At 63.3% G+C, this 22,964-nt stretch carries 19 protein-coding genes; 4 read left to right on the forward strand and 15 right to left on the reverse strand.

Translation table 11 applies throughout. The features are described 5' to 3' along the window. Nucleotides 1-274 precede the first annotated feature (274 nt). From THIDRDRAFT_RS08020 to yacG, 3 genes are all read left to right on the forward strand, one after another. A complete protein-coding gene (locus tag THIDRDRAFT_RS08020) occupies nucleotides 275-2,251 on the forward strand; it encodes an LOG family protein (protein ID WP_007040336.1) in 1,977 nt (658 codons plus the stop codon). A 226-nt stretch (nucleotides 2,252-2,477) separates the two neighbouring features. Continuing rightward, nucleotides 2,478-3,245 (forward strand): cell division protein ZapD, encoded by a 768-nt coding sequence (zapD, locus tag THIDRDRAFT_RS08025; RefSeq protein ID WP_040844271.1) that lies wholly within the window; start codon nucleotides 2,478-2,480, stop codon nucleotides 3,243-3,245. 20 nt (nucleotides 3,246-3,265) lie between these two features. Beyond that, nucleotides 3,266-3,466 carry a DNA gyrase inhibitor YacG gene (yacG, locus tag THIDRDRAFT_RS08030; protein ID WP_040844273.1) on the forward strand — a complete coding sequence of 67 codons (201 nt, stop codon included), beginning with the start codon at nucleotides 3,266-3,268 and terminating at the stop codon, nucleotides 3,464-3,466. Here yacG and THIDRDRAFT_RS08035 read toward each other — a convergent pair. From THIDRDRAFT_RS08035 to THIDRDRAFT_RS08050, 4 genes are all read right to left on the reverse strand, one after another. Beyond that, complete coding sequence (locus tag THIDRDRAFT_RS08035; RefSeq protein ID WP_050984666.1) at nucleotides 3,449-4,432, reverse strand: Nudix family hydrolase; 984 nt, start codon at nucleotides 4,430-4,432, stop codon at nucleotides 3,449-3,451. The genes yacG and THIDRDRAFT_RS08035 overlap by 18 nt on opposite strands. Beyond that, entirely contained in the window at nucleotides 4,401-5,612 is a 1,212-nt protein-coding gene (argJ, locus tag THIDRDRAFT_RS08040; RefSeq protein ID WP_007040339.1) for a bifunctional glutamate N-acetyltransferase/amino-acid acetyltransferase ArgJ, read from the reverse strand. The genes THIDRDRAFT_RS08035 and argJ overlap by 32 nt, the downstream gene beginning before the upstream one ends. Before the next feature lie 12 nt (nucleotides 5,613-5,624). Then, entirely contained in the window at nucleotides 5,625-8,459 is a 2,835-nt protein-coding gene (gene secA, locus THIDRDRAFT_RS08045; RefSeq protein WP_007040340.1) for a preprotein translocase subunit SecA, read from the reverse strand. A 100-nt stretch (nucleotides 8,460-8,559) separates the two neighbouring features. Further along, nucleotides 8,560-9,528 carry a M23 family metallopeptidase gene (locus THIDRDRAFT_RS08050; protein WP_007040341.1) on the reverse strand — a complete coding sequence of 323 codons (969 nt, stop codon included), beginning with the start codon at nucleotides 9,526-9,528 and terminating at the stop codon, nucleotides 8,560-8,562. A gap of 121 nt (nucleotides 9,529-9,649) precedes the next feature. On the opposite strand from THIDRDRAFT_RS08050, the gene THIDRDRAFT_RS08055 reads away from it, so the two are divergent. After that, nucleotides 9,650-10,114, forward strand: a complete 465-nt coding sequence (locus tag THIDRDRAFT_RS08055) for a DciA family protein (RefSeq protein ID WP_007040342.1) — start codon at nucleotides 9,650-9,652, stop codon at nucleotides 10,112-10,114. Here THIDRDRAFT_RS08055 and lpxC read toward each other — a convergent pair. The 11 genes from lpxC to mraY all read right to left on the reverse strand — a co-directional run bounded on the left by lpxC (nucleotide 10,111) and on the right by mraY (nucleotide 22,964). Then, entirely contained in the window at nucleotides 10,111-11,022 is a 912-nt protein-coding gene (gene lpxC / locus THIDRDRAFT_RS08060) for a UDP-3-O-acyl-N-acetylglucosamine deacetylase (RefSeq protein ID WP_007040343.1), read from the reverse strand. The genes THIDRDRAFT_RS08055 and lpxC overlap by 4 nt on opposite strands. Nucleotides 11,023-11,273: 251 nt before the next feature. Further along, a complete protein-coding gene (gene ftsZ, locus THIDRDRAFT_RS08065; protein WP_007040344.1) occupies nucleotides 11,274-12,437 on the reverse strand; it encodes a cell division protein FtsZ in 1,164 nt (387 codons plus the stop codon). A gap of 267 nt (nucleotides 12,438-12,704) precedes the next feature. Then, nucleotides 12,705-13,940 (reverse strand): cell division protein FtsA, encoded by a 1,236-nt coding sequence (gene ftsA, locus THIDRDRAFT_RS08070; protein WP_007040345.1) that lies wholly within the window; start codon nucleotides 13,938-13,940, stop codon nucleotides 12,705-12,707. 6 nt (nucleotides 13,941-13,946) lie between these two features. Next, complete coding sequence (locus THIDRDRAFT_RS08075) at nucleotides 13,947-14,741, reverse strand: cell division protein FtsQ/DivIB (protein WP_007040346.1); 795 nt, start codon at nucleotides 14,739-14,741, stop codon at nucleotides 13,947-13,949. 1 nt (nucleotide 14,742) lies between these two features. Further along, nucleotides 14,743-15,669 (reverse strand): D-alanine--D-alanine ligase, encoded by a 927-nt coding sequence (locus tag THIDRDRAFT_RS08080; protein WP_007040347.1) that lies wholly within the window; start codon nucleotides 15,667-15,669, stop codon nucleotides 14,743-14,745. Next, a complete protein-coding gene (murB, locus tag THIDRDRAFT_RS08085) occupies nucleotides 15,666-16,565 on the reverse strand; it encodes a UDP-N-acetylmuramate dehydrogenase (protein WP_007040348.1) in 900 nt (299 codons plus the stop codon). Before murB ends, THIDRDRAFT_RS08080 begins: the two co-directional genes overlap by 4 nt. Before the next feature lie 207 nt (nucleotides 16,566-16,772). Beyond that, nucleotides 16,773-18,203: a UDP-N-acetylmuramate--L-alanine ligase gene (gene murC, locus THIDRDRAFT_RS08090; RefSeq protein WP_040844274.1), complete on the reverse strand. Its 1,431-nt coding sequence runs from the start codon at nucleotides 18,201-18,203 to the stop codon at nucleotides 16,773-16,775. A 3-nt stretch (nucleotides 18,204-18,206) separates the two neighbouring features. Then, nucleotides 18,207-19,301 (reverse strand): undecaprenyldiphospho-muramoylpentapeptide beta-N-acetylglucosaminyltransferase, encoded by a 1,095-nt coding sequence (gene murG / locus THIDRDRAFT_RS08095; protein ID WP_007040350.1) that lies wholly within the window; start codon nucleotides 19,299-19,301, stop codon nucleotides 18,207-18,209. Next, nucleotides 19,286-20,482: a putative lipid II flippase FtsW gene (ftsW, locus tag THIDRDRAFT_RS08100; RefSeq protein WP_007040351.1), complete on the reverse strand. Its 1,197-nt coding sequence runs from the start codon at nucleotides 20,480-20,482 to the stop codon at nucleotides 19,286-19,288. Before ftsW ends, murG begins: the two co-directional genes overlap by 16 nt. Continuing rightward, complete coding sequence (gene murD / locus THIDRDRAFT_RS08105; protein WP_007040352.1) at nucleotides 20,479-21,876, reverse strand: UDP-N-acetylmuramoyl-L-alanine--D-glutamate ligase; 1,398 nt, start codon at nucleotides 21,874-21,876, stop codon at nucleotides 20,479-20,481. The genes ftsW and murD overlap by 4 nt, the downstream gene beginning before the upstream one ends. Nucleotides 21,877-21,881: 5 nt before the next feature. Further along, the gene (gene mraY, locus THIDRDRAFT_RS08110; protein WP_007040353.1) at nucleotides 21,882-22,964 is read right to left on the reverse strand and encodes a phospho-N-acetylmuramoyl-pentapeptide-transferase; all 1,083 of its coding nucleotides are present in this window, start codon (nucleotides 22,962-22,964) and stop codon (nucleotides 21,882-21,884) included.

Genomic DNA, 22,964 nt, shown 5'->3' on the forward strand with positions numbered 1-22,964 from the left:
ACTCCGCGATCCGCCCGCCGAGCCCCACGGAGGGACGCGAACGCGGCCGACCGAAAGCCGAGCCAGGCCGGAGACCATGAACCTGCACTGCCAGATGGTTAGCCGTGCATTCTAGCATCGGCAAGAAGGCCGAGGCGAAACCGACTCGGCGTCTTGATCGCGATGCCGCCGCACCCCGCGCGGAACCCGAATCCGGTCCACGAGCCTTGTGGTAACCTCGGCATCCCGAGGCCATGAGCCGGCTTACCGCCGACAGGATCCCGAGAACGCCATCATGTATGCCACCCCTGAAACCGGAGACGGCTGGATCACGCGGATCGAGAGCCGTGACGACAGCGGTTTCACCGTCTCCGCCCGCTTCACGCTATCGCAGGGTTTTCGACGTCTGGTTGGAGGGCGCGAGTCGGACCTCGTCTTCGCCGCCCGCAGCCGACTCGCCCGTCTCGGCATCAACATCCTGCCGCTAGGCGCCCCGGATCTGAACGGCCAGTCTTGCGACATGCGCCTGCGGATCGTCGCAGCCATCGCCTCCTACGGCATCGGCGCGCACCTGGAACGCATCCTCGTACCGGGACTGCGGGTTGGGCGGCTGGTCTTCTGCCCGACCGACACCCGTCTCAGCTCATCGGACATCCATCGTCTGATCCGCGACAATCTCCTTCAGGTGCCGGAAGGCTTCTCCCTCGACGGCAACGGCTATCTGATCCTACGTCCGCAACGCCAGATCTTCCGCTTTCAGAAACCACTGACCACCGAAGAGGTCACCGCCATCGCGACCCACGCCGATGGCAAGGACCTACTCAACCGATTGCAGGTCCGCGAGGAGGTCGATCACATCGAGCTACCGCCGCGAGACGGACTGGTCACGGCCTGCTCCATGTTCCTGCACAGCCACTATGTGGTGCTGCGCAACCTGGACGAGTCGCTGGGCTTCCACCTCCAGGCAACCGTCCTGGATCCGGTCACGACACGGGGCACCAACGTCTACCTGGAATTCATCAACCGCACCGAGCAGCTCATCATCAACCCGAGCATCGCCGCCTCGGTGCATGAGGCGATTCGCGTCGATCCACGTCCGCGCTATTGGCACGGACACGAGGTCGTCGAACCGACGCCCCAAGAGGGCGGCGGCCCAGATGCCTGTCAAGCACTCACCGAGGTCTTCGATCGACTGGAGGCGGCACCGGGCCGCGACCGCTACTCGCACCGGATGATCGCGGTCTCCCGGAATCCGCACACATTGCTGGCGGGCGCCAACCCCGACCAGATCTGGACCCAGCCACTGACGCCGCATGACCCCAGAGTCGGAACGGACCTCTCGGCGGGGCTGGTCGCCAAGGGCTTGCAGCAGGACATTCCGGTCGAATGCGGAACCCAGATCCTGGACAGCCTCCCGGACGGCGCGCGCGCAACGCTCTTGCTGGGGTATTTCCCCAATCTGATCGAGCACACCCAGATTTGCGCCGCCGCGCTGCGTCAGCGGGTCGGGCGCATCGTCTTCCGCCGCGCCTCCTTCGAGCACGGCCCCTTTCTGTCGTCGCGCGACCATGGCCGACTCGCCGATTACGAGGGATTGGGTTTGGAGGTCTTCTGGTGCAACGAGACACGCGGACAGGTGGTACGCCATGTCTTCCGTGGAATGCGCGGCTATTTCACCACCCCGGACAAGGTGGACCGCTTCGGCTCCAGTCTCATCTTCGCTATCTATGGCTCCACCAAGCCGCTCAGCGAACGCTCTGCGCACCAAACCGAGCGCCTGCTGAGAAATCTGTGCGGGCTCTTCGGCAGCGACATCGGTATCCTGACGGGAGGCGGACCCGGCGCCATGCAACAGGTGACGGACATCGCCCAAAACATGGGGCTCATGGCCGGGTCCAGTTTCATCGAGACCATCGACCAGGAGCCCAACCAAACCGCCGAGTTCTATCAGTCCTTCCAGGCACGCAGCCGACAGGCCCGTCAGCGCTGGTTCGAGATCGCCAGCTTCCATCTGTTCCTGATCGGCGGCGTCGGCACCCTGGAAGAAGTCGGACTCACCCTGACCGACATGAAGCTCGGGGTGATCGAACGCAGCCCGATCGTCTTCTTCGACGGCTCCGGAAACGGATTCTATTGGGAAGGGCTGCGCGAGCAGCTCGCCGAGATGGCCAGACAAGGCCGGGTACCGGCATGGTTGATCGATCAGGTCCTCATGACCACGGACCCCGACGCCGTTCTGGATTTCTACAAGCAGAAGTTGCGCCTAGGATGAGAGCAGCCGGAGATGAGAAAAACCGGACTCGCGCGATCAAATCACAGTGGGAGCCAACCGAAAAGGGACAGAGCAAAAACACGCGCGCGGGTGACATCCCACATCGAAACCGGGACAATTCACCAAACATCCAGCCTACGCGCTCCAGATTCCATCATTTAATCACTTGATCGCCGTGCGGGATGCGTCCATGGGATGCTCATCTCGGCCGATTCGAGAGAAAGCCGTGTCCACACTGATCACTTACGAACATCCGCTCAACGAACGTATCCGCACCTTCCTGCGGCTCGAACACCAGTTCGGGCAGCTCGATCATTTCATTCATCAGGAAGACCCCAAGGCGACTCGCGCCGCCATCGCCGCATTGCTGGAAATCATCTCCATCACGGCGCGCGCGGACGTCAAGAACGATATCCTCAAGGAGCTCGACCGTCATTTAGGCACGCTCAGCGGGATGACCAATCAACGCGGCATCGACCCGGAGGCGCTCGAACAGCTATTGACTGACATGCGCCGAGCCATTGAGGCCATCCAGAACATCCCAGGCCCCATCGGACATACCTCGCGCGAAGACGATTTCCTCAAAGGAATCGCGCAACGCAGCAGCATCCCGGGCGCCACCTGTAGCTTCGATCTGCCGCATTTCCATCACTGGCTCACCCAGCCGAGCGAGGTTCACCAGGAACGCTTCGGCAACTGGCTCCACGACCTGCGCCCGGCGATGGATGGCATCCAATTGATTCTGATGCTGATCCGTTCGAGCGGCACTTCGCGCCGCATTCTGGCCGAGGGCGGATTCTTCCAGGAGGCGCTGGACGCGCAGCTACCCGCCCAGATCCTGCGCGTGGGGGTCGATGCGGAGACGGGAATCTTCCCCGAGATCAGCGGACACAAGAATCGCTTCAGTATCCGATTCATGAACGCCGAGCCACGCGGACGCGCCTCTCAGCACAACGAGGACGTGAACTTCCGTCTAACCTGCTGCGTCTTCTGACCACATCCGGTTCCCGATTTATGGCAACAGTCGTACCCTGCCCCAACTGCGGCGCCTCGGTGGAATGGAGCGACAGGTCACCCTGGCGCCCCTTCTGCAGCGAGCGCTGTCGTCTAATCGATCTCGGCGAATGGCTGAACGAAGGTCATCGCATCGCGGATCCCACCGATGCCCCGAGCGAAGATCCACCACCCTCGGACGATCTATCGACCCCGCATTGACCAGAGACCACGGATTGCCGCGACGCCTTGCGCGCCGTGGGCAATGGCCTCACCGAGATGTCCCGGTCCGAGCCCACCCAGGGCATAGACCGGCAAGGGCACCGGATCCACCAGGTCGGCAAACGCACGCCAGCCGAGCGGCGCGGCCTCGGGATGCGTCAGCGTGTGGAGCACCGGCGAGAGCAGCGCGTAATCGAGCCCGAGGCGTGCGGCATGCGCCAGTTGCCCGGCATCGTGACAGGAGGCGCCGACCAGCTCTCCCGGACGTCCCGGCCGCCGAGTCGATCGCATCAGTCGCCCCGAGGTCAGGTGCAGACCATGACGCGGAAGGTCCTCGACTGCGTCTGGATCACGGTTGAGCAGCAAGCGGGCGCCCTGCGACTCGCAAAGGGCATGCGCACGACGCGCCAGACTGGCATAGCGCTCGCAATCCAGGTTCGGAGCCCGTAGCTGGACGAGCCGAATCCCACGCGCGAGGGATTCCTCCAGACGCTCCAGGAATGCGTCCGAATCCAACGGATCTTCGCCCGTAATGAGGAACAGCGGCGGCAGACGTAGCGCATTGATGATGGGACGGTCGGCCGCCGGAAACAGATCCGGGTCCATCGCCTCGGGCGCAAGCCAACGCAGCGGCTGACCCTCGCGGCCACGCGGCACACCCTCATAGTCGTCGACGCGCCGCACCTCGAGCAGGATGTAGCGGTCGCCGTAATCGTGATGCACCCGGATCAGCGGACGGCTATCGAGGACCCGGATGCCCAGCTCCTCGTCCAGCTCGCGCGCCAATCCGTCCTCGGGCGATTCGCCCGGCTCCAGCTTGCCGCCCGGAAACTCCCACAGCCCACCCTGATGCACGTGATCGGGACGCCGGGTCACCAGGATGCGGCCATCGGTGTCGGCGATGGCCCCGGCCATCACATGGATGAGCCTCGGCTCAGCTGCGGTACTCGGCGTTGATGCGGACATAGTCGTAGGAGAAGTCGCAGGTCAGCACCTGGGCGTCCAGGTCGCCGCGCCCGAGCGAGACCCGAATCTCGATCTCGGACTCCGCCATGACGGCGGCTCCGGCTTCCTCGGTATAGTCGGCCGCGCGCCCCCCGTCCTCGACGATCAGGACATCGCCGAGATAGATGCGGATCCGATCGATGTCCAAATCGGTAACGCCCGCGCGACCGACGGCGGCGAGGATACGCCCCCAGTTCGGGTCGGAGGCAAAGAGCGCGGTCTTGACCAGCGGCGAATGGGCAATGGTGTAGGCCACCTGACGAGCCTCGTCCCTGTCGCGCGCCTCATCGACCCGAACCCGCACCAGCTTGGTCGCACCCTCGCCGTCGCGGACGAGCTCGGTCGCCAAATCGACACAGACCGCCTCGACCGCCGCCTGCAGGGCCGCGAAGTCCGCCCCGCTCGTCTCAGCGATCGCTGTATTCCCGAGGGCTCCGGTCGCGGCAAGGACGCAGGCGTCATTGGTCGAGGTATCGCCATCAATGCTGATGGCATTGAAGGAACGATCGGCTGCGGCTTGCAGACAGGCCCGCAGCACCTCGGGCTCAACGGCGGCATCGGTCGCCAGAAAGGCAAGCATGGTCGCCATGTTCGGGCAGATCATGCCGGAGCCCTTGGCCATTCCGGTGACCGTCGCCGTGCGTCCGTTCAACTCGAACCGAACCGAGCGGAGCTTGGGCCGGGTATCGGTCGTCATGATGGCGCGGGCCGCGCGGGGCCAGGCGTCGGTATCGAGCGACTCCAGCAGGGCCGGCAGGGCCGAGGCGAAGCGATCCACCGGCAGATGCTCGCCAATGACGCCGGTCGAGAACGGCAGGACCTGCTCGACCTGACAGCCGGCCAGATCGGCCAGCGTTTCGCAGGAAGAGCGAGCATCGGCGAGACCCCGCTTACCGGTTCCGGCGTTGGCGTTGCCAGCATTGATCAGCAAATAACCGGGCATCGCGGTCTGCAAATGCTGGCGCGCCAGGATCACGGGCGCGGCGCAAAAGGCGTTGCGGGTAAAGACGGCCGCACAGCGGGTGCCCGGGTCGAACGCCAGCACCACCAGATCGTCCCGCCCTTGATAACGAATACCCGCCGGCCCGGCGGCTAGACGAACGCCAGCGACGGGCTCGAAGGCCAGATCCGAGTCACTCATGAGGATCACCGCCTAATTCAGCTTGCCGTGACACTGTTTGTACTTCTTGCCCGAGCCGCAGGGACAGGGCTCGTTGCGCCCGACCTTTCGACCGTCGCGAATGAAGGGCTGATGGGCATCGCTTCCCTCTTCGCCAGACTCGGGCCGCGCATCAGGAGCGGGCTCGGCGGACTCGCTCGAACCGAACCCCTTGAATGCCTCATGCTTGAACTCGAAGGCACTCTGAGACGCTCCGGAATCACGAGCAACGAGTTCGGAGGCATCCTGCACCTGAACCTCCAGCTTCGCCAACGTCGTGACCACATCCTGCTTGATGCTGTCGAGCATGGCCGAGAACATCTCGAAGGCCTCACGCTTGTATTCCTGCTTGGGGTTCTTCTGCGCATAGCCGCGCAGATGAATGCCTTGGCGCAGATAGTCCATCGCGGCCAAGTGATCCTTCCACTGGGTATCCAGGGTCTGGAGCATCACCGCCTTCTCGATCTGACGCAGGTTTTGGACGCCGACCATCGACTCCTTGGACTGATAGCGCTCGGCCAGCAGGTCGTGGATACGTTTGCGCAGGGTCTCCTCGTGCAGATCGTGATCCTCGTCCAGCCAGCGCCGCAGCGGCCAGTCGCCACCGAAGTGTTGTGCCAGGGCCTCGCTGAGACCGGACAGATCCCACTGCTCCTCCAGACTCTCGGGCGGGATGTAGCTATCGATCAAGCTCTTGAGCGTATCGTCGCGCATGGCCGTAACGGTCTCGGAGATATCCATCACGTCCATCAGGTCGCGGCGCTGGCGATAGATGACCTTGCGCTGATCGTTGGCGACGTCGTCGTATTCGAGCAGCTGCTTGCGAATGTCGAAGTTGCGCCCCTCGACCTTGCGCTGGGCATTCTCGATGGCCTTGGTCACCCAGGGATGCTCGATCGCCTCACCCTTCTGCATACCGAGACGCTGCATCATCCGACCGATGCGATCGGAGGCGAAGATGCGCATCAGGTTATCTTCGAGCGAGAGATAGAAGCGCGAGGAACCCGCGTCGCCCTGACGCCCGGAACGTCCGCGCAACTGATTGTCGATACGCCGCGATTCGTGGCGCTCGGTGCCGACCACATGGAGGCCGCCGGCCTTGAGGACGGTCTCGTGACGTTCCTTCCAAACGGCACGGATGGCGTCGCGATCGGCGTCCGGTCCGGCCTCTTCCAGCTCCGCATCCAGATTGCCGCCGAGCACGATGTCGGTTCCGCGACCGGCCATGTTGGTGGCGATGGTCACGGCGCCCGGGCTACCGGCCTGGGCGATGATGCCGGCCTCGCGCTCGTGCTGCTTGGCGTTCAGCACCTCGTGATCGATGCCTTCCTTCTTCAGCAGACCCGAGACCAGTTCGGATGTATCGATCGAGGCCGTACCCACCAAGACCGGCTGACCACGTTTCACGCAGTCTCGGATGTCGGCGATGATGGCGTCGTACTTTTCTTGCTGGGTGAGATAGACCAGATCGCCGCGATCGTCGCGGACCATCGGCTTGTTGGTGGGGATGACCACCACCTCCAGGCCGTAGATCTGCTGGAACTCGTAGGCCTCGGTATCCGCCGTTCCGGTCATACCCGAGAGCTTGGGATAGAGCCGGAAGAGGTTCTGAAAGGTGATGGAGGCCATGGTCTGGTTTTCAGACTGGATGGACACCCCTTCCTTGGCCTCGACCGCCTGATGCAGACCCTCCGACCAACGCCGCCCAGGCATGGTCCGCCCGGTAAACTCGTCGACGATGATGACCTGACCGTCGCGCACGATGTATTCGACGTTCTTCTGGAACAGTGCATGGGCGCGCAACGCCGCATACACATGGTGCATGAGCGCGATGTTGCCTGGATCGTAGAGGCTCGCACCCTCCTCGAGCAGACCGATCTCACCCAGCATGCGCTCGACATTTTCATGACCCTCCTCGCTCAAGAAGGCCTGACGGCTCTTCTCGTCGACCGAGTAGTCGCCGGGGCCAAAGTCGGGCTGCCCCTCTTCGTTGGTGATGGGCTCCTGGCGCGTGAGCCGAGGGATGAGGACATCGATCTGCTTATAGAGATCCGTGTTGCCCTCGGATGGACCCGAGATAATGAGCGGGGTCCGAGCCTCGTCGATCAGGATGGAGTCGACCTCATCGACGATCGCGTAGAAGGGATCGCGCTGTACCCGCTGCTCCGGCGTGAAGGCCATATTGTCGCGCAGGTAGTCGAAACCGTATTCGTTGTTGGTGCCGTAGGTGATGTCGGCGGCATAGGTCTCGCGCCGTGTCGCCGGGCGTAGATGACGGAAGCCCTGACCAGCGTCGGCCTCGTAGTCCGGATCGAAGACGTAGGAGGCCATATCCGGCCCCTGACCGCCCGAGGAATTGATGACACCGACCGAGAGCCCCAGAGCATGATAGAGACGCCCCATCCAGGCCGCATCGCGACGCGCCAGATAGTCGTTGACCGTCACCACATGCACGCCCTTTCCGGGCAGCGCGTTGAGATAGGCGGAGAGCGTCGCGACCAGGGTTTTACCCTCGCCGGTGCGCATCTCGGCGATCTTGCCGCTATTGAGCACCATACCGCCGACCATCTGGACGTCGAAATGGCGCATCCCCAGGACGCGCTTTCCGGCCTCGCGAACGACGGCGAATGCCTCGGGAAGGAGCGCGTCGAGGGCGGTACCGGCGTCGAGCCGCTGACGGAATTCGTTCGTCTTCGCCGCGAGCGCCTGATCCGACAGCGATGCCATCGTCGACTCGAACGCATTGATCTGCGCCACTGTCTTCATCAGCGACTTGACGAGCCGCTCGTTACGGCTACCAAAGATCTTTTGGAACAGATGAGTAACCATCGGATGAGCTAGGACCTGTCGAAGAAATCGGCGGATGATACCGGATTTCGAGGATCGGCGTTGCGGGCCATCCCGCGCCGACGCCTCTCCGGGAAGGGGGTCAACCAGACTGATCGGCCGTGTTCTCGGCCACAAAGCGGCGCGGCCCGGCCTTCAGATAGGGCATGGGATCGACGTTCTTGCCGTCCTTCAAGACCTCGAAGTGGACGTGGGGACCGGTGGCCGCCCCCGATGAACCCACGGAGGCGATCTTTTCACCTTGATGGACCAACTGTCCCTTTTTGACGAGGTTTCTGGAGTTGTGAGCGTATCGCGTCACCATGCCGTCCAGATGACGGATCTCGATCATGCGACCATAGCCGCCCTTGCGTCCGCTGAAGGTCACGACGCCGTCGGCGACAGCCACGATCGAGGTTCCCCGAGGACTGGCGAGGTCGATTCCCTCATGGAAGATACGCGTCTTGCGGATCGGGTGGATACGAAAACCATAACGCGAGCTGATATAGCCCGAATGCACTGGCCATCCAGCGGGAAATGCCTTCGCCGAAAGCTTCTTGTCGAGAATGACGCCCTCAAGGACCTCGAGCTTGCGTTGACGGTCCTGGACGAGATCAACCATACCGCTGAGCTCGTTCGCCAGCTCCTTGATGGTGTAGTCGCGGACCGGCCCCGTCTCGGCGCCACCCTGAGGCGGGGGACTCTCGAAATCGAATTCAGCGGGATCGAGACCTGACATTTGCACCAGACGCTCGCCAAGTGCATTGAGTCTCATGACCTCCGCCTGCATCTCTCCAAGACGCGCCGCCATCAGATCCACCTCGCCGGCCCCCTGCAACGCGGGTTGAGCCGATGAGGCAGGGAGCGGCACACCAGCGGAGGAGCCGGAAATCCCGGAAACGGCTGGAAGGAAAGCGAATTCAGAGAGCGAGGTACTAGCGAATGGAAGGTGACCGGAGTATTTTCCAAGCCAGAAACCGAGACCGGCTCCGGCCATGGTGAAGGACAGAACGGCCAAGAGCGTGACAACGGCCTGCCCGCGAACGGCTTTGCTTCGATCGAGGTGCAACATTGTTTTTCTCTGCGGTTGACGTGGTCTAGCAGGCCCGTGCGATAACGCAGACGAGAGAAGCTAGCACGTCCGAAAGAGATCGGGCCCGGCTCGTGATTGAGAGGCCAATGGGAGTGAAAAAATGCCTGCCGCCAGACTCGCACACGTTCAGAACCTGCTGAACCAACATGCGACGATCCGCGCGCTAGTCGACCAGCGACGACGCGAGATCGAATTGCTGGACGCGGTACGGGCGCAACTGCCCACTCCGCTTCGAGAACACTGCCTGGATGTGAGCATTGCCGAGGACTGCATGACCCTCTTCCTCGACGCCCCGGCTTGGGCAACTCGGATCCGATTCCTGGCCGACGACATCATCGCATCCCTGAGCCTCACACGAATCACACGGATTCGTACTCAAATCCGCGTCGACCAGCCCAAGAAGCCGGCTGCCGACGAAAAGACCAAACGGGCTCGGGGACTGACAGCCAACGCTGCACGACATCTGCTCGACGCAGCCGAGGACATGGAGGACCCGACCCTGCGAGAAACCTTCAGGCGCTTCGCGTTGCGGCATGTCGAGCACACCGCACCGGACGAAGTTTAAACGACAGGCACCGGCTGCGCATAGCAGATCGGAGCTGCGGCCGAATCCTCGAACACCACCTCTTCCCAAGCAGCGGGCTCGGCGGCGAGCGTGCGTAGCAGCATATTGTTCAAGGCATGCCCGGACTTATGGGCGGTGAAGGCGCCGATCAGGGTATGGCCGAGCAGATAGAGATCGCCGATCGCATCAAGGATCTTGTGCTTGACGAACTCGTCCTCGTACCTGAGGCCTTCTTCGTTCAGCACCCGATACTCGTCCACCACGACCGCGTTGTCCAGACTACCGCCCAGCGCCAGATTCTGTTGACGCAGCGCCTCGATTTCTCTCAGGAAACCGAAGGTGCGGGCACGACTCACCTCGCGCACGAACGAGGATGTCGAGAAATCCACAGTCGCGCGGTTGGCGCGGGCATTGAAGGCCGGATGATCGAAATCGATCGAGAACTCGACCTTGAAGCCATCGTAGGGTGTGAAGCGGGCGAGCTTGTCGCCATCGCGCACCTCAATGGGACGCTTGATTCGGATGAATCGCTTGGGACGCGCCTGCTCCTCGACCCCTGCAGACTGAAGCAGGAAGACGAATGGAGCCGCGCTGCCGTCCATGATAGGCACCTCGGCGGCACCGACATCGACATAGGCATTGTCGATACCCAGCCCAGCGAACGCGGACAAGATATGTTCGATTGTCGAGACCCGCACCCCATTTTGGACCAGGGTCGTTGACAGACGGGTATCGCCCACGTTAAAAGGCGTCGCCTTGATCTCAACCGGCTCCGCGAGATCCACCCGCCGAAACACGATGCCTGTATCCGGCGCAGCCGGACGCAGGGTCAATTCGACTTTTTCACCCGAGTGCAAGCCGACGCCAGTCGCCCGGATCGTCGTCTTTAAGGTGCGTTGCTTGAGCATCGGTCGGGTTCTCCAATCGCGGTCCACGGCGGCTGACGGCATCCATTGCCGGCTGATCGACTACCGCACATGATCCAGCAAACCTTTGCCGAGACCACGGTCGTTGTCCTTTAGCCAAATCGTTGCGCGTCCGCATCTTTCGAACGCGCAACGATAGCTTAGGGTTTTCCCGGACGATTTTCAAGCTCAACCTTGAATCAACCGAAAGATCTTTGTTTTTTAAAGATTCCTCAACAGAGGGAAAATCCTGATTAATCTGCCTGGCGACGCAGAAACGCCGGAATGTCCAGGTAATCCAAGTCCTTTTCCTCGTTGCTTTCGGAGGTGTTCACGCCACCACCTTTGCGGTAAACCGCCGGGCGACGCTCCATCTCCCGGTAGTCTGGCGCACTCTCATTCGCATCCGCCACGAGCCGCATCGCCGGCTCCGCCGCGCTCGGACGCTTGACCGTCAAGCGGCGCTCGCCCAGACCAGTCGCCACCACGGTGACGCGCAGTTCGTCCTCGAGCTCCGGATCGACCACCGTTCCCACAACCACCGTCGCATCGTCGTCGGCGAAATCGCGAACCGTGTTGCCGACCTCGTCGAACTCGCCGATCGTCAGGCTCAGGCCTGCTGTGATATTGACCAGAATGCCCTTAGCGCCGGCGAGATCGATATCCTCGAGCAGCGGGCTCTTGATCGCCGCCTCGGCCGCCTCGCGCGCACGATTCTCGCCAGTCGCGGAACCGGTCCCCATCATGGCCACGCCCATGTTGGACATGACGGTCTTGACGTCGGCGAAGTCGACGTTGATGAGACCACGGCAAGTGATGAGTTCGGCGATACCCTGAGTCGCGTTGAGCAGGACATCGTTGGCTGCCTTGAAGGCGTCGAGCAGACTCATGTCCTTGCCCAGTACCGCCAGCAGTTTCTCGTTCGGAATGGTGATGAGCGAATCGACATGCTGGGCCAGCTCGGCGATCCCCTCCTCGGCAACCCGGCGGCGCTTGGCGCCCTCGAACGGAAACGGCTTGGTGACGACGGCGACGGTCAGCACGCCCAGCTCCTTGGCGACCTGGGCGACCACAGGGGCCGCACCGGTGCCGGTTCCACCGCCCATGCCTGCGGTGATGAACACCATGTCGGACCCATCCAGCGCCTCTTGGATCCGATCGCGATCCTCCATCGCAGCATGGCGCCCGACATCGGGATCGGCGCCTGCACCGAGACCCTTGGTAATCCCGGCACCCAACTGCAGGATGGTCTTGACGTTGGAACTCTTGAGCGCCTGGGCATCGGTATTGGCGCAGATGAAGTCCACGCCCTCGATAGTCGACGCCACCATATGATTCACAGCATTGCTGCCACCACCACCGACACCGATGACCTTGATGACTGCATTCTGACTATGGGTATCCATCAATTCGAACATTGATTTCTCTCCTCTAGCGCACGACGTGCGCCAACTGAAACCTCATTCAGCCGCATGCTCCAGCATGCGACCGCCCCCGACACGACCAATACGCCCGACACGTCCTGGCCCCTTGTTGGCCGCCGAGACTGCGCGACCAACCTTCCAGCAAGACCCATCGCGCATGCAATGCCGCCTTGCATTCGACGGTGCTCCGAGCGCCGTCGACCAACTCGATCACCGGCGTGACGAGGCCGGCGAGATCGGACGCCTCTGACGTCCAACGCTTCAAAAGTTGCCTTGAAACCAATTCCGCATGCGTGCCCAGGTGGCCTTGAGCCCCAGATTCTCTGATAGCTCGGAACTCCGAGCGAAGCGATGCTGGCGCGCATACATCAACAATCCGACTCCAGTCGAGTGTATCGGATTGGTGACAACCTCCTCCATACCGAGTACGTATTGAGGAATACCGAGACGCACCGGGATGTGGAAAACCTCCTCGGCCAGCTCGATCAAGCCCTGCATCTTGGCGCTACCACCCGTGATGACCACGCCCCCGGCGATCAGATCCTCAAAGCCGCTGCGTCGCAGTTCATTGTGTAGCAGGGTCAGAAGCTCCTCGTAACGCGGCTCGACCACCTCGGCCAACGTCTGGCGCGAAAGATGCCGAGGCGGACGATCACCGATGCTCGGTACCTCGATGGACTCACCATTGGCGGCCAATTGAGTCAGCGCACAGGCATGCTGGACCTTGATCTGCTCGGCATGCTGGGTCGGCGTGCGCAAGGCGACGGCGATGTCGTTGGTCACCTGATCGCCCGCAATCGGGATCACTGCGGTGTGGCGGATGGCCCCGTCGGTGAAGACGGCCAGATCCGTGGTTCCACCGCCGATGTCTACGACACAGACACCCAGTTCCTTCTCATCCTCGCCGAGGACGGCGTAGCTCGAACTCAGCTGGGCCAAGACCAGATCGTCGACCTCGAGCCCGCAGCGACGAATGCACTTGATGATGTTCTGTGCCGCGCTCACCGCGCCCGTGACCATGTGCACTCGGGCCTCCAGGCGCACGCCGCACATACCGATCGGCTCGCGGATGCCCTCCTGGTCGTCGATGATGAATTCCTGCGGCAGGATGTGCAGGATCTTCTGATCCGCCGGAATCGCCACCGCGCGCGCCGCGTCGATGACGCGATCCACGTCGGCCTGGGAAACCTCGACCTCCTTGATAGCCGTGATCCCGTGCGAATTGAGACTGCGCACATGGCTGCCGGCGATCCCCGCATGAACCGAGTGGATCTCGCACCCGGCCATCAGCTCGGCCTCTTCGACCGCGCGCTGGATCGACTGGACGGTAGACTCGATGTCCACCACCACGCCCTTCTTCAGTCCGCGCGAGGGATGGGTACCGATGCCGATGATCTCGATCTGGTCGTCGTCCTTGAGCTCGCCCACCAGCGCAGCGATCTTCGATGTACCAATGTCCAGGCCGACCAGTAGATTCTTGTCGTTACGTCGCGACATCCAGATTTATCCTCGATTGCCGGACCGCTTGGAGCGGCCCGAATTGGCGCGGACCTGCGGGCCCGCGTCAGATGCCCATTTCACGGCGAACCCGTTGCTGTAACGCAGGTCCACCACCAGAGGCCGGCCTGCGGCCTCGAGCTGCGGCGCGCTGGCGATGAATCGCGCGAGCCGCTCCTCGACGGGGCCGGTGCCAAGCCGCAACTCGGTTCCCATGACCAGCACGACGCGCCAATCGCCACGCGGATCGACCGACAGGCTCTGAATCAGGTGGCCCGCCAGCATCAACTCGTCGCGCCATTGCTGATAGCGCTTGGCCACCTCCGGCGCCCGCTTGTCGTCGCCTTCGAGCAGCGGCAGACCGGCCGGAATGGTCCGCGAGAGCGGATGGAAGACGATCCCCTCGGCCGTGACCAAACCATCGGCGTTCCAACGCGCGATCGGCCGATGCTCCTCGACCCGAACCAGAAGACGATCGGGCCAGACCCTCCGCAAATTGGCATGTCCCACCCAAGGCAGCTCCTCGGCTGCGGATTTGAGATCGTCCAGATCGGCTGTCAGGATCCCACCGTGCAGGCGCTCGCTGAGCGTCTGCTGTAGCAGCTCCGAGGAGTGGTGATGAAGCCCACCCTCGACCTCAATCACCAGGATCGGCAGCACGCGCGGCTCCCAATACCCGAACAGCCAGACGATGACGCCCATGCCACCGAACAGGGCCAGGCCGACGGAGGCGAGCAGACGCGAGCGCCAAGGAGAGGGCTCGCTCGCCGATCTGGATTCGACTCGCCGCGTCGCTGTCACGTTAGAGACTCGTTTCGAGAATGCGCCACACCAGGGTATCGAAATCGATCCCAGCGACACGGGCCGCCATCGGCACCAGGCTGTGATCGGTCATCCCTGGGACCGTATTGATTTCGAGCAGGAAGGGGTGGCCCTCCGCATCGACCATGTAATCGACGCGCCCCCAGCCGCTCGCCCCCACCGCGTCGAACGCGTCCAACGCCAGTTGGCGCAGCCGTGCCTCCTCACCCTCGGACAGTCCGCAGGGACAATGATAGAGGGTGCTGTCGGCCCGATATTTCGCCTCGAAGTCGTAGAAGGCATGCGGGGTCTGCAGTCGAATCAAGGGCAATGCCTCGTGCCCCAGGATGGCGCAGGTATATTCGGTGCCCTGGATCCAGCGCTCGGCCAGCACCAGCGCATCGAACTCGGCCGCATTGCGCCAAGCCCGCTCAAGCTCCTCGCGACACTCAACCCGAGCCATGCCGATGCTCGACCCCTCGTGGACCGGCTTGATCATGAGCGGGAAACCCAACTCGGCGGCGGCCTGCAGATCGTCGGGACCGCGCAGCAGCACGAAGTCGGCTGTCGGCAGACCACACCCGGCCCAGAGCAGCTTGCAGCGATATTTGTCCATCCCCAGCGCCGAGCCCAGCACGCCGGCCCCCGTATAGGGCAGACCAAGCGTCTCCAAGGCACCCTGAATCTGACCGTCCTCGCCACCCCGACCGTGCAGGACGATGAAGGCGCGATCATAGGCCCCGGCGCGCAAGCGACTCAGCACCTCGCCATCGGGATCGATCGGATGGGCATCGACGCCCGAGCGCAGCAGCGCATCGAGCACCGCCTGTCCGCTCTTGAGCGAAATCTCACGCTCGGCCGCCGTCCCTCCCAAAAGGACCGCGACTTTCCCGAACCGGGCTGCAGATCCAGCCGCATCAATCGTCATGCAGAGTCTCCAGCGACACGGCGAACCTCGGGAACCAGACGGATTCCGGTGCGAGACTCGACCGCATCTTGTACGTGAGCGATGAGGCAGGCGATGTCCGAAGAGGTCGCCCCGCCCGTATTGATGATGAAATTGGCGTGCTTATCCGAAACCTGAGCGCCACCGATGCGATATCCCTTGAGGCCATGGGACTCGATGAGACGTGCCGCGTGATCGCCCGGCGGATTGCGAAACACGGATCCGCAGCTCGGCAGACCGGTCGGCTGGGTCGCGGCACGACGCTCCAAGAGTTCGCGAATGCGCGCCATGGCGGCCGCGCCGTCTCCGGGCGTCAGCTCCAGATCGACGTCGAGGAACCACTCTCCTTCGGGTCCCTCTACCTGCCGATAACCGACGCTGAACGCCTCGGGTCCACGCTCCCGGATCCGTCCCCAGCGATCGATGGTGCGCACGCGCGCCACATGGGGCCAAGTTTCGCCCCCCCAGGCGCCCGCATTCATGGCAAGCGCGCCGCCCATGGTGCCAGGGATTCCGGCCAGGAATTCGACACCGACCAGATCGAGACGTGCCGCGAACCGCGCCAGCTTCGCACAGGCCGTACCCGCCTCGGCATGGATACCCGTCTCGCCGCGACGCTCCAGGGCGGCCAGGCAGCCCTGGGTATGAATCACGGTTCCCGCAAAACCACGGTCGTCGATCAGGACGTTGCTCCCGAGCCCCAGCCACAATAGCGGCTCCTCGGGATCCAGTTGAGACAGGAAGCGCGACAGATCCTCGGCGTCGGCTGGACGATAAAAACGACGCGCGGGGCCGCCGACCCGCCAGGTGGTATGGCTGGCCAGCGGCTCGTCGAGCCGCAACTCGCCTCTCAATTCCGTCAGAACGGCAAGCGTCATTTCAGAGCTCCACGTGCAGGGCACGGGCTCGTGGGCGATCGATGCGGCGCGCTGCCGGACATGGAGCGCAAAAGCGAGAGGCCGCCGAGACGCCGAGCGGAATTGTCAGCGGTTGGCGCACGCAACGACTCGCCGCAGCCCATGAACAGACGCCGTATCAAGGACCGTTCGATCATGCCCCCCTCCCAGAACGACAACGGGTGGCGCTCATCCGAGTCCCTCCTCCAGCATGGCCGGCAGACGCGAGGCCATGCCACCGATATCACCTGCCCCGGCCACCAGCAGGATGTCGCCATCCTGGATCAGATTGGCCAGCAGACCAGGTACCGCGTCGATCATCTGAGCGAAGATGGGCTCCAACTCGCCACGCATGCGAATCGCTCGACTCAGCGAACGTCCGTCGGCGCCGGCGATGGGTGTCTCGCCGGCCGGGTAGACGTCGCACAGGATCAATGCATCCGGGGTCGAGAGCACCTCGACGAAGTCCTCGAACTGCTCCTGGGTGCGCGAATAGCGGTGCGGCTGGAACACCAACACCAAACGCCGCTCCGGCCAGCCCGCGCGGGCCGCCGCCAGGGTTGCCGCCAACTCGCGCGGATGATGGCCGTAGTCGTCCACCACCAACAGACGGCGCCCCAAGGGATCCGTCACCTCGTTCGCGACGAAGCGCCGACCCACACCCTGGAATCCGTCGAGCGCCCGGCGGATCGCTTCCTCATCGACACCCAACTCCAGGGCGACGCAGATGGCCGCCAAGGCGTTCAAGACGTTGTGACGTCCCGGCAGGTTCATGTCGACGGTCAGGGGCTGTTCGAATTCGGCGCAATGCACGCGAAAGATCGTCCGCATGCCTTCCTGATGGAGGTCGGTCGCACGGACATCCGCCTCTTCACGGGTGCCATAGGTCCGCACCGGACGCGCGACCGTGGGCAACAGCGAACGGACCTCGTCGTCATCGATACAGAGCACCGCCAGACCGTAGAAGGGCAGGTGATGCAGGAATTCCATGAAGGTCTGGCGTAATCGCGCGAAATCGTTTCCGTAGGTGACCATATGATCTGCATCGATATTGGTCACAACGGCGATCATAGGCTGGAGATAGAGGAAGGAGGCATCGCTCTCGTCCGCCTCGGCGACCAGATACTTGGTGGTCCCCAGCTTGGCATTGGTCCCCGCACTCGTCAGTCGGCCACCGATGACGAAGGTCGGATCCAGACCGCCCTCGGTCAGAATGCTGGCCACCAGGCTGGTCGTGGTCGTCTTGCCGTGAGTGCCGGCGATCGCGACTCCGTAATAGAAACGCATCAGCTCGGCCAGCATCTCGGCACGGCGCACGATGGGGATACGCAACTCCCTGGCCTGCTGAATTTCAGGGTTGGTCTCGTCGATGGCGGTCGAGACCACCACTGCGTCGGCGTCCACCACCTGCTCGGCCCGATGTCCGATGAAGATGTCGATGCCCAACCCCTGAAGCCGGTGCGTCGTGTCGCTCGGGCGCAAATCCGAGCCGGCCACCTCGTAGCCGAGATTGGCCATAAGCTCGGCGATTCCGCTCATGCCGGAACCACCGATACCGATGAAGTGCAAACGTCGCACGCGCCCCATCCGCGCCGCCGTATGTTGAAGGTGAGCATTCATCGATCACCCCCCCCCAACGACGCGTGTCGAAAAATCCAGACAGGTTGCAGCGATCCGCTCGGCCGCATCCGGCTGGGCCAGGCGGCGCGCCGTTTCGGCCATGCCGAGCAGCAGGGAACGATCGCCGAGAAGTTCGGCAAGCTGAGCGGTCAGTCCGGCCGCAGTCAGATCACGCTGAATGATGAGACGCGCAGCGCCGGCATCGGCGAGATAGCGCGCGTTTCCGACCTGATGGTCGTCCACGGCGAAGGGATAGGGGACCAGGACCGAGGGAACGCCGGCGGCGGCCAGCTCGGACACGGTCAGGGCACCAGAGCGGCACACCACCAGATCGGCCCAGGCATAGGCCTCGGCCATGTCGCGGATGAAGGGCACCACATCGGCCTCGACCCCAGCCGATCGATAGGCCTCGCGCGCGGTCTCCAGCGTTCTCTCGCCCGCCTGATGGCGAATCTCCGGGCGCATCCCGGCCGCCAGGCCGGCCACAGCGAGCGGTACCGTTTCGTTCAACGCCTTGGCACCCAGAGAACCGCCCAGAATCAGCAGGCGTGGCGCACCCTCGCGAGCGGCGAAACGTGCTCGGGGCTCGGGGAGGTCCAAGATAGACCGGCGCACCGGATTGCCCGTTGCGATCGCGCGACGCCCCACCGCAAAGCTGCCAGGAAATGCCTCGAAAACCCGGTTGGCGACGCGTGCCAGCCACTGATTGGTCATACCCGGCACGAAATTCTGCTCATGGATCACCAGCGGCAGCCCCAGGGCGCGCGCGGCCAGACCGCCAGGACCGGAAACGAATCCGCCCATGCCAAGCACGAGGTCGGCCTCGCGCCGCTTGAGGATGCGACGGGCCTGCAGCAGCGCACTGGTCAGACGGAATGGTGCACGCAGCATCTGACCGAGTGACTTGCCCCGCACACCCTCGATGCCGACCCATTCCATCTCGAAGCCATGGTCAGGAACCAGACGCGACTCCATGCCCCGGTGCGTGCCGATCCAAAACACACGGGCGCCTTGGGCGCGCAACGTCTCGGCCACCGCCAGGGCCGGGAAGACATGCCCGCCGGTTCCTCCGGCCATGACACCTATGCACGGACCCATTTCACCCCCCGTTTCGATTTGGCGTCCGACTCCTGCTCGCGGACGGTGACATCGATGCGCAGCAGGATCGCGATCGCCATGCAGCCGACGATGAGGCTGTTACTGCCATAACTGAGAAAGGGCAGGGTCAGTCCCTTGGTGGGAAGCAGGCCGACGTTCACCCCGATGTTGACGAAGGCCTGCATGCCGAGCCACAGCCCGATGCCCTGCGCGACATAGGAGGCGAAACGGCGTTCCAGCACCTCGGCCCGAACGCCGATCGCGAAGGCCCGCCAGACGATAAAGACGAAGGCGCCGATCAGGACCATCATGCCGACCAAGCCGAACTCTTCGCCGATCACCGAGGCGAGAAAGTCGGTGTGCGCCTCCGGGAGAAAGAACTGCTTCTGGATCCCATTGCCGAGCCCCACGCCAAACCATTCGCCGCGCCCAAAGGCAATCAGCGCCTGACTGAGCTGATAGCCAGAATTGAAGGGGTCCTCCCAGGGATTGAGGAAGGAGGTCACACGCGCCCAGCGGTAGGGAGAAAAGATGACGAGCGCGACTAGACCGACGCCCACGACACCGATGAGAAAGGCGAACGGCAGGATGCTCACCCCGCCCAAGAACAGAAGACCCATGACGGTCGCCAGCATGACGGCCGTGGTACCGAAATCGGGCTGCATGAGGATCAAGGCGGCCGCCACGCCAATCAGGAGCATCGGCCGAATGAAGCCGGAGAGATAGTTGGCGACCGAATCCGCATGACGGACCAGATAGCCCGAGACATAGATGATGGCAAACAGCTTGACGAACTCGGAGGGCTGGATGTTCAGCGGCCCCAGCGGAATCCAGCGGGTCGCACCATTGACGGTGCGACCGATGCCCGGAACCAGCACCAATACCAGCACCAGCATGCTGACAAGGAACAGCACCGTTCCTCGACGCTCCCAGGTTTCGAGCGGAATCTGATAGACCAAGAGCCCTGTCGCCAGCGCCAAGCCCAAGGCCAGTGCATGGCGCATCACATAGAAGAAAGGATCATGACAACAGTTCTCGGCGATCGACATGGAGGCCGAGGCGACCATCACGAAGCCGAACGCGAGCAACCCCAGGGCGCAAATCAGCAACGGGTAATCCATCGGCGGAATCCGTTCCCGGCGACGAGGTGACGCACGGCGAGTGCGGGCGGCGGCGGTCATGACACAAGCCTCCGAACCGCATCGGCGAAGACTCGCCCACGGTGCTCATAGTTGTCGAACATGTCGAAGCTGGCACAGGCGGGAGACAGGAGGACGCAATCCCCGGGCTGAGCGAGCGCGGCAGCCTGACCCACCGCATCGGCCATGTCGGAGGCATGAGCCAAAGGCACGGCGCCAGCCAGGACGGCCTCGATCAGCGGTGCGTCGCGCCCGATCAGCACCACCGCCCGAGCGGCCCGCTTCACCGCAGCCAGCAACGGCTGGAAATCGGCACCCTTACCGACCCCGCCCGCGATCAGAACGGCCCGGGCCGAGGTTCCCTCTGCAATGAGCCCATCGAGCGCGGCGACGGTCGCGCCCGGATTGGTTCCTTTGGAGTCGTCGTACCAGCGGACCCCATCGCGCTCGCCGACCAGTTCGCTGCGATGCGGAAGCCCCGGAAAGGTGCGCAATGCCTCGCAGGCGGGCTCTCTCGGAATGCCGCAGGCCAGCGCGAGTGCCAAGGCGGCCAAGGCGTTGGCAAGATTGTGGCGGCCCGGAATCGCCACCTCGGAGGCCGGCATCAAGGGCACATCGCCATGACAGATCCAGAGCGTTTCGGGCTCGGACGCCGATACGGCAAGCTGGCGCAATCCCAGGTCGTCCGGGCCGGGGTCGCCGAGGGTGAAACCGATCTCGCGCTCGGATGCGCGCGGCATGGCAAGGACCAGCGGATCGTCCCGATTGACCACCGAGACGCCCGCCCCGCGATAGACGGCGGCCTTGGTTTCGGCATAGTCCGCAAGATCGGAATAACGGTCGAGATGATCCGCCGAGACGTTGAGCACCACGGAGACATCGGCACGCAATCCAGGCGTGGTCTCGAGCTGGAAGCTCGACAGCTCGACCACATAGAGGTCGGCCTGCTGTTCGAGCAGGTCGAGAACCGGCTCGCCGAGATTGCCCCCGACGGCGACACGACGACCGGCTAGACGCGCCATGAGTCCGACCAGGGTCGTCACGGTACTCTTACCATTGGAGCCGGTGATGGCACAGATTGGCGCCTGCGCGGCACGCGCGAAGAGCTCCACATCACCGATGACAGGCACACCGCGCGCGATCGCCTCTTGAATCAAGGGCTCGGCGACCGGTACCCCAGGACTCACCACCAGCTGAGTCGCCGCAGCAAACACCTCGGGATCGAAGCCGCCGACGAAGATCGCCAGCTCCGGCATCTGCGCACGTAAGGTGTCGAGCCCGGGCGGCTGGGGACGCGAATCGGTCACGGCGGCCATCACACCCCGCGCGCGCAGATAACGCGCGCAGGACAGCCCCGTCTTGCCAAGCCCCACGATGAGGGTCTTGCTCTGGTGGCCCGGCGCCCGATCCATGTCCATCCGCTGTTCGGCGTGCATCTCGATCACCGAATCTTCAGACTTGCCAAACCGATGAGGACCAACACCACGGTCACGATCCAGAAACGCACGATGACACGCGGCTCGGGCCAACCCTTGAGCTCGAAATGGTGATGCAGCGGGGCCATGCGGAAGACACGCCTGCCGGTCAGCTTGAAGGACATCACCTGCAGCATCACGGACAGCGTCTCGACCACGAAGACGCCACCCATGATAAAGAGCACCAGTTCCTGCCGCACGGCGACCGCGACCACACCGAGCGCGGCACCCAAGGCCAGGGCGCCGACGTCGCCCATGAAGACCTGAGCCGGATAGGCATTGAACCAAAGAAATCCAAGCCCCGCGCCGACCAACGCGCCACAGAAGATGACCAGCTCACCGACCTCGGGAAGGTGAGGAATCAGCAGGTAGTTGGCGATCTGGGCATGTCCGGCCGCATAGACGAAGATGGCCAAGGCACCGGCGACCAGGACGGTCGGCATGATGGCCAGGCCATCGAGCCCGTCGGTGAGGTTCACCGCATTGCTCGACCCGACGATCACGAAATAGGTCAGGAGGATGAACCAAGGCCCGAGCTGGATCGCGAAATTCTTCGTATAGGGAATCAGCAGAGCCGTCTCCGCCGGGGAGCCAGCCGTCGCATAGAGCGCTACGGCGGCGGCGAAGCCGGCGAGCGTCTGCCAGAAATACTTCCAGCGCGCCACAAGACCACGCGGATCCCGCTTGACCAGCTTCTTGTAGTCGTCGACCAGACCGATGCCCCCGAACGCCAGGGTGGTCAGCAGCACGATCCAGACATAGTGATTGCTCAGATCGGCCCAGAGCAGGGTCGAAATCCCGACCGCCACCAGGATAAGCGCGCCGCCCATGGTCGGCGTGCCGGATTTGGAGAGGTGGCTCTGGGGGCCGTCGTCACGCACCGTCTGACCGATCTTGTAGGTCCGCAGACGGCGGATCATGGGACGACCGACCAATAGAGCGATCGACAGGGCGGTCAGGACGCCGAGAATCGCGCGCAAGGTCAGATAGCGGAAGACATCGAATCCGCTATAGATCTCGGCAAGCCATTCAGTCAATAACAACAACAT

The organism is Thiorhodococcus drewsii AZ1 (genome assembly GCF_000224065.1).
Taxonomy (GTDB): domain Bacteria; phylum Pseudomonadota; class Gammaproteobacteria; order Chromatiales; family Chromatiaceae; genus Imhoffiella; species Imhoffiella drewsii.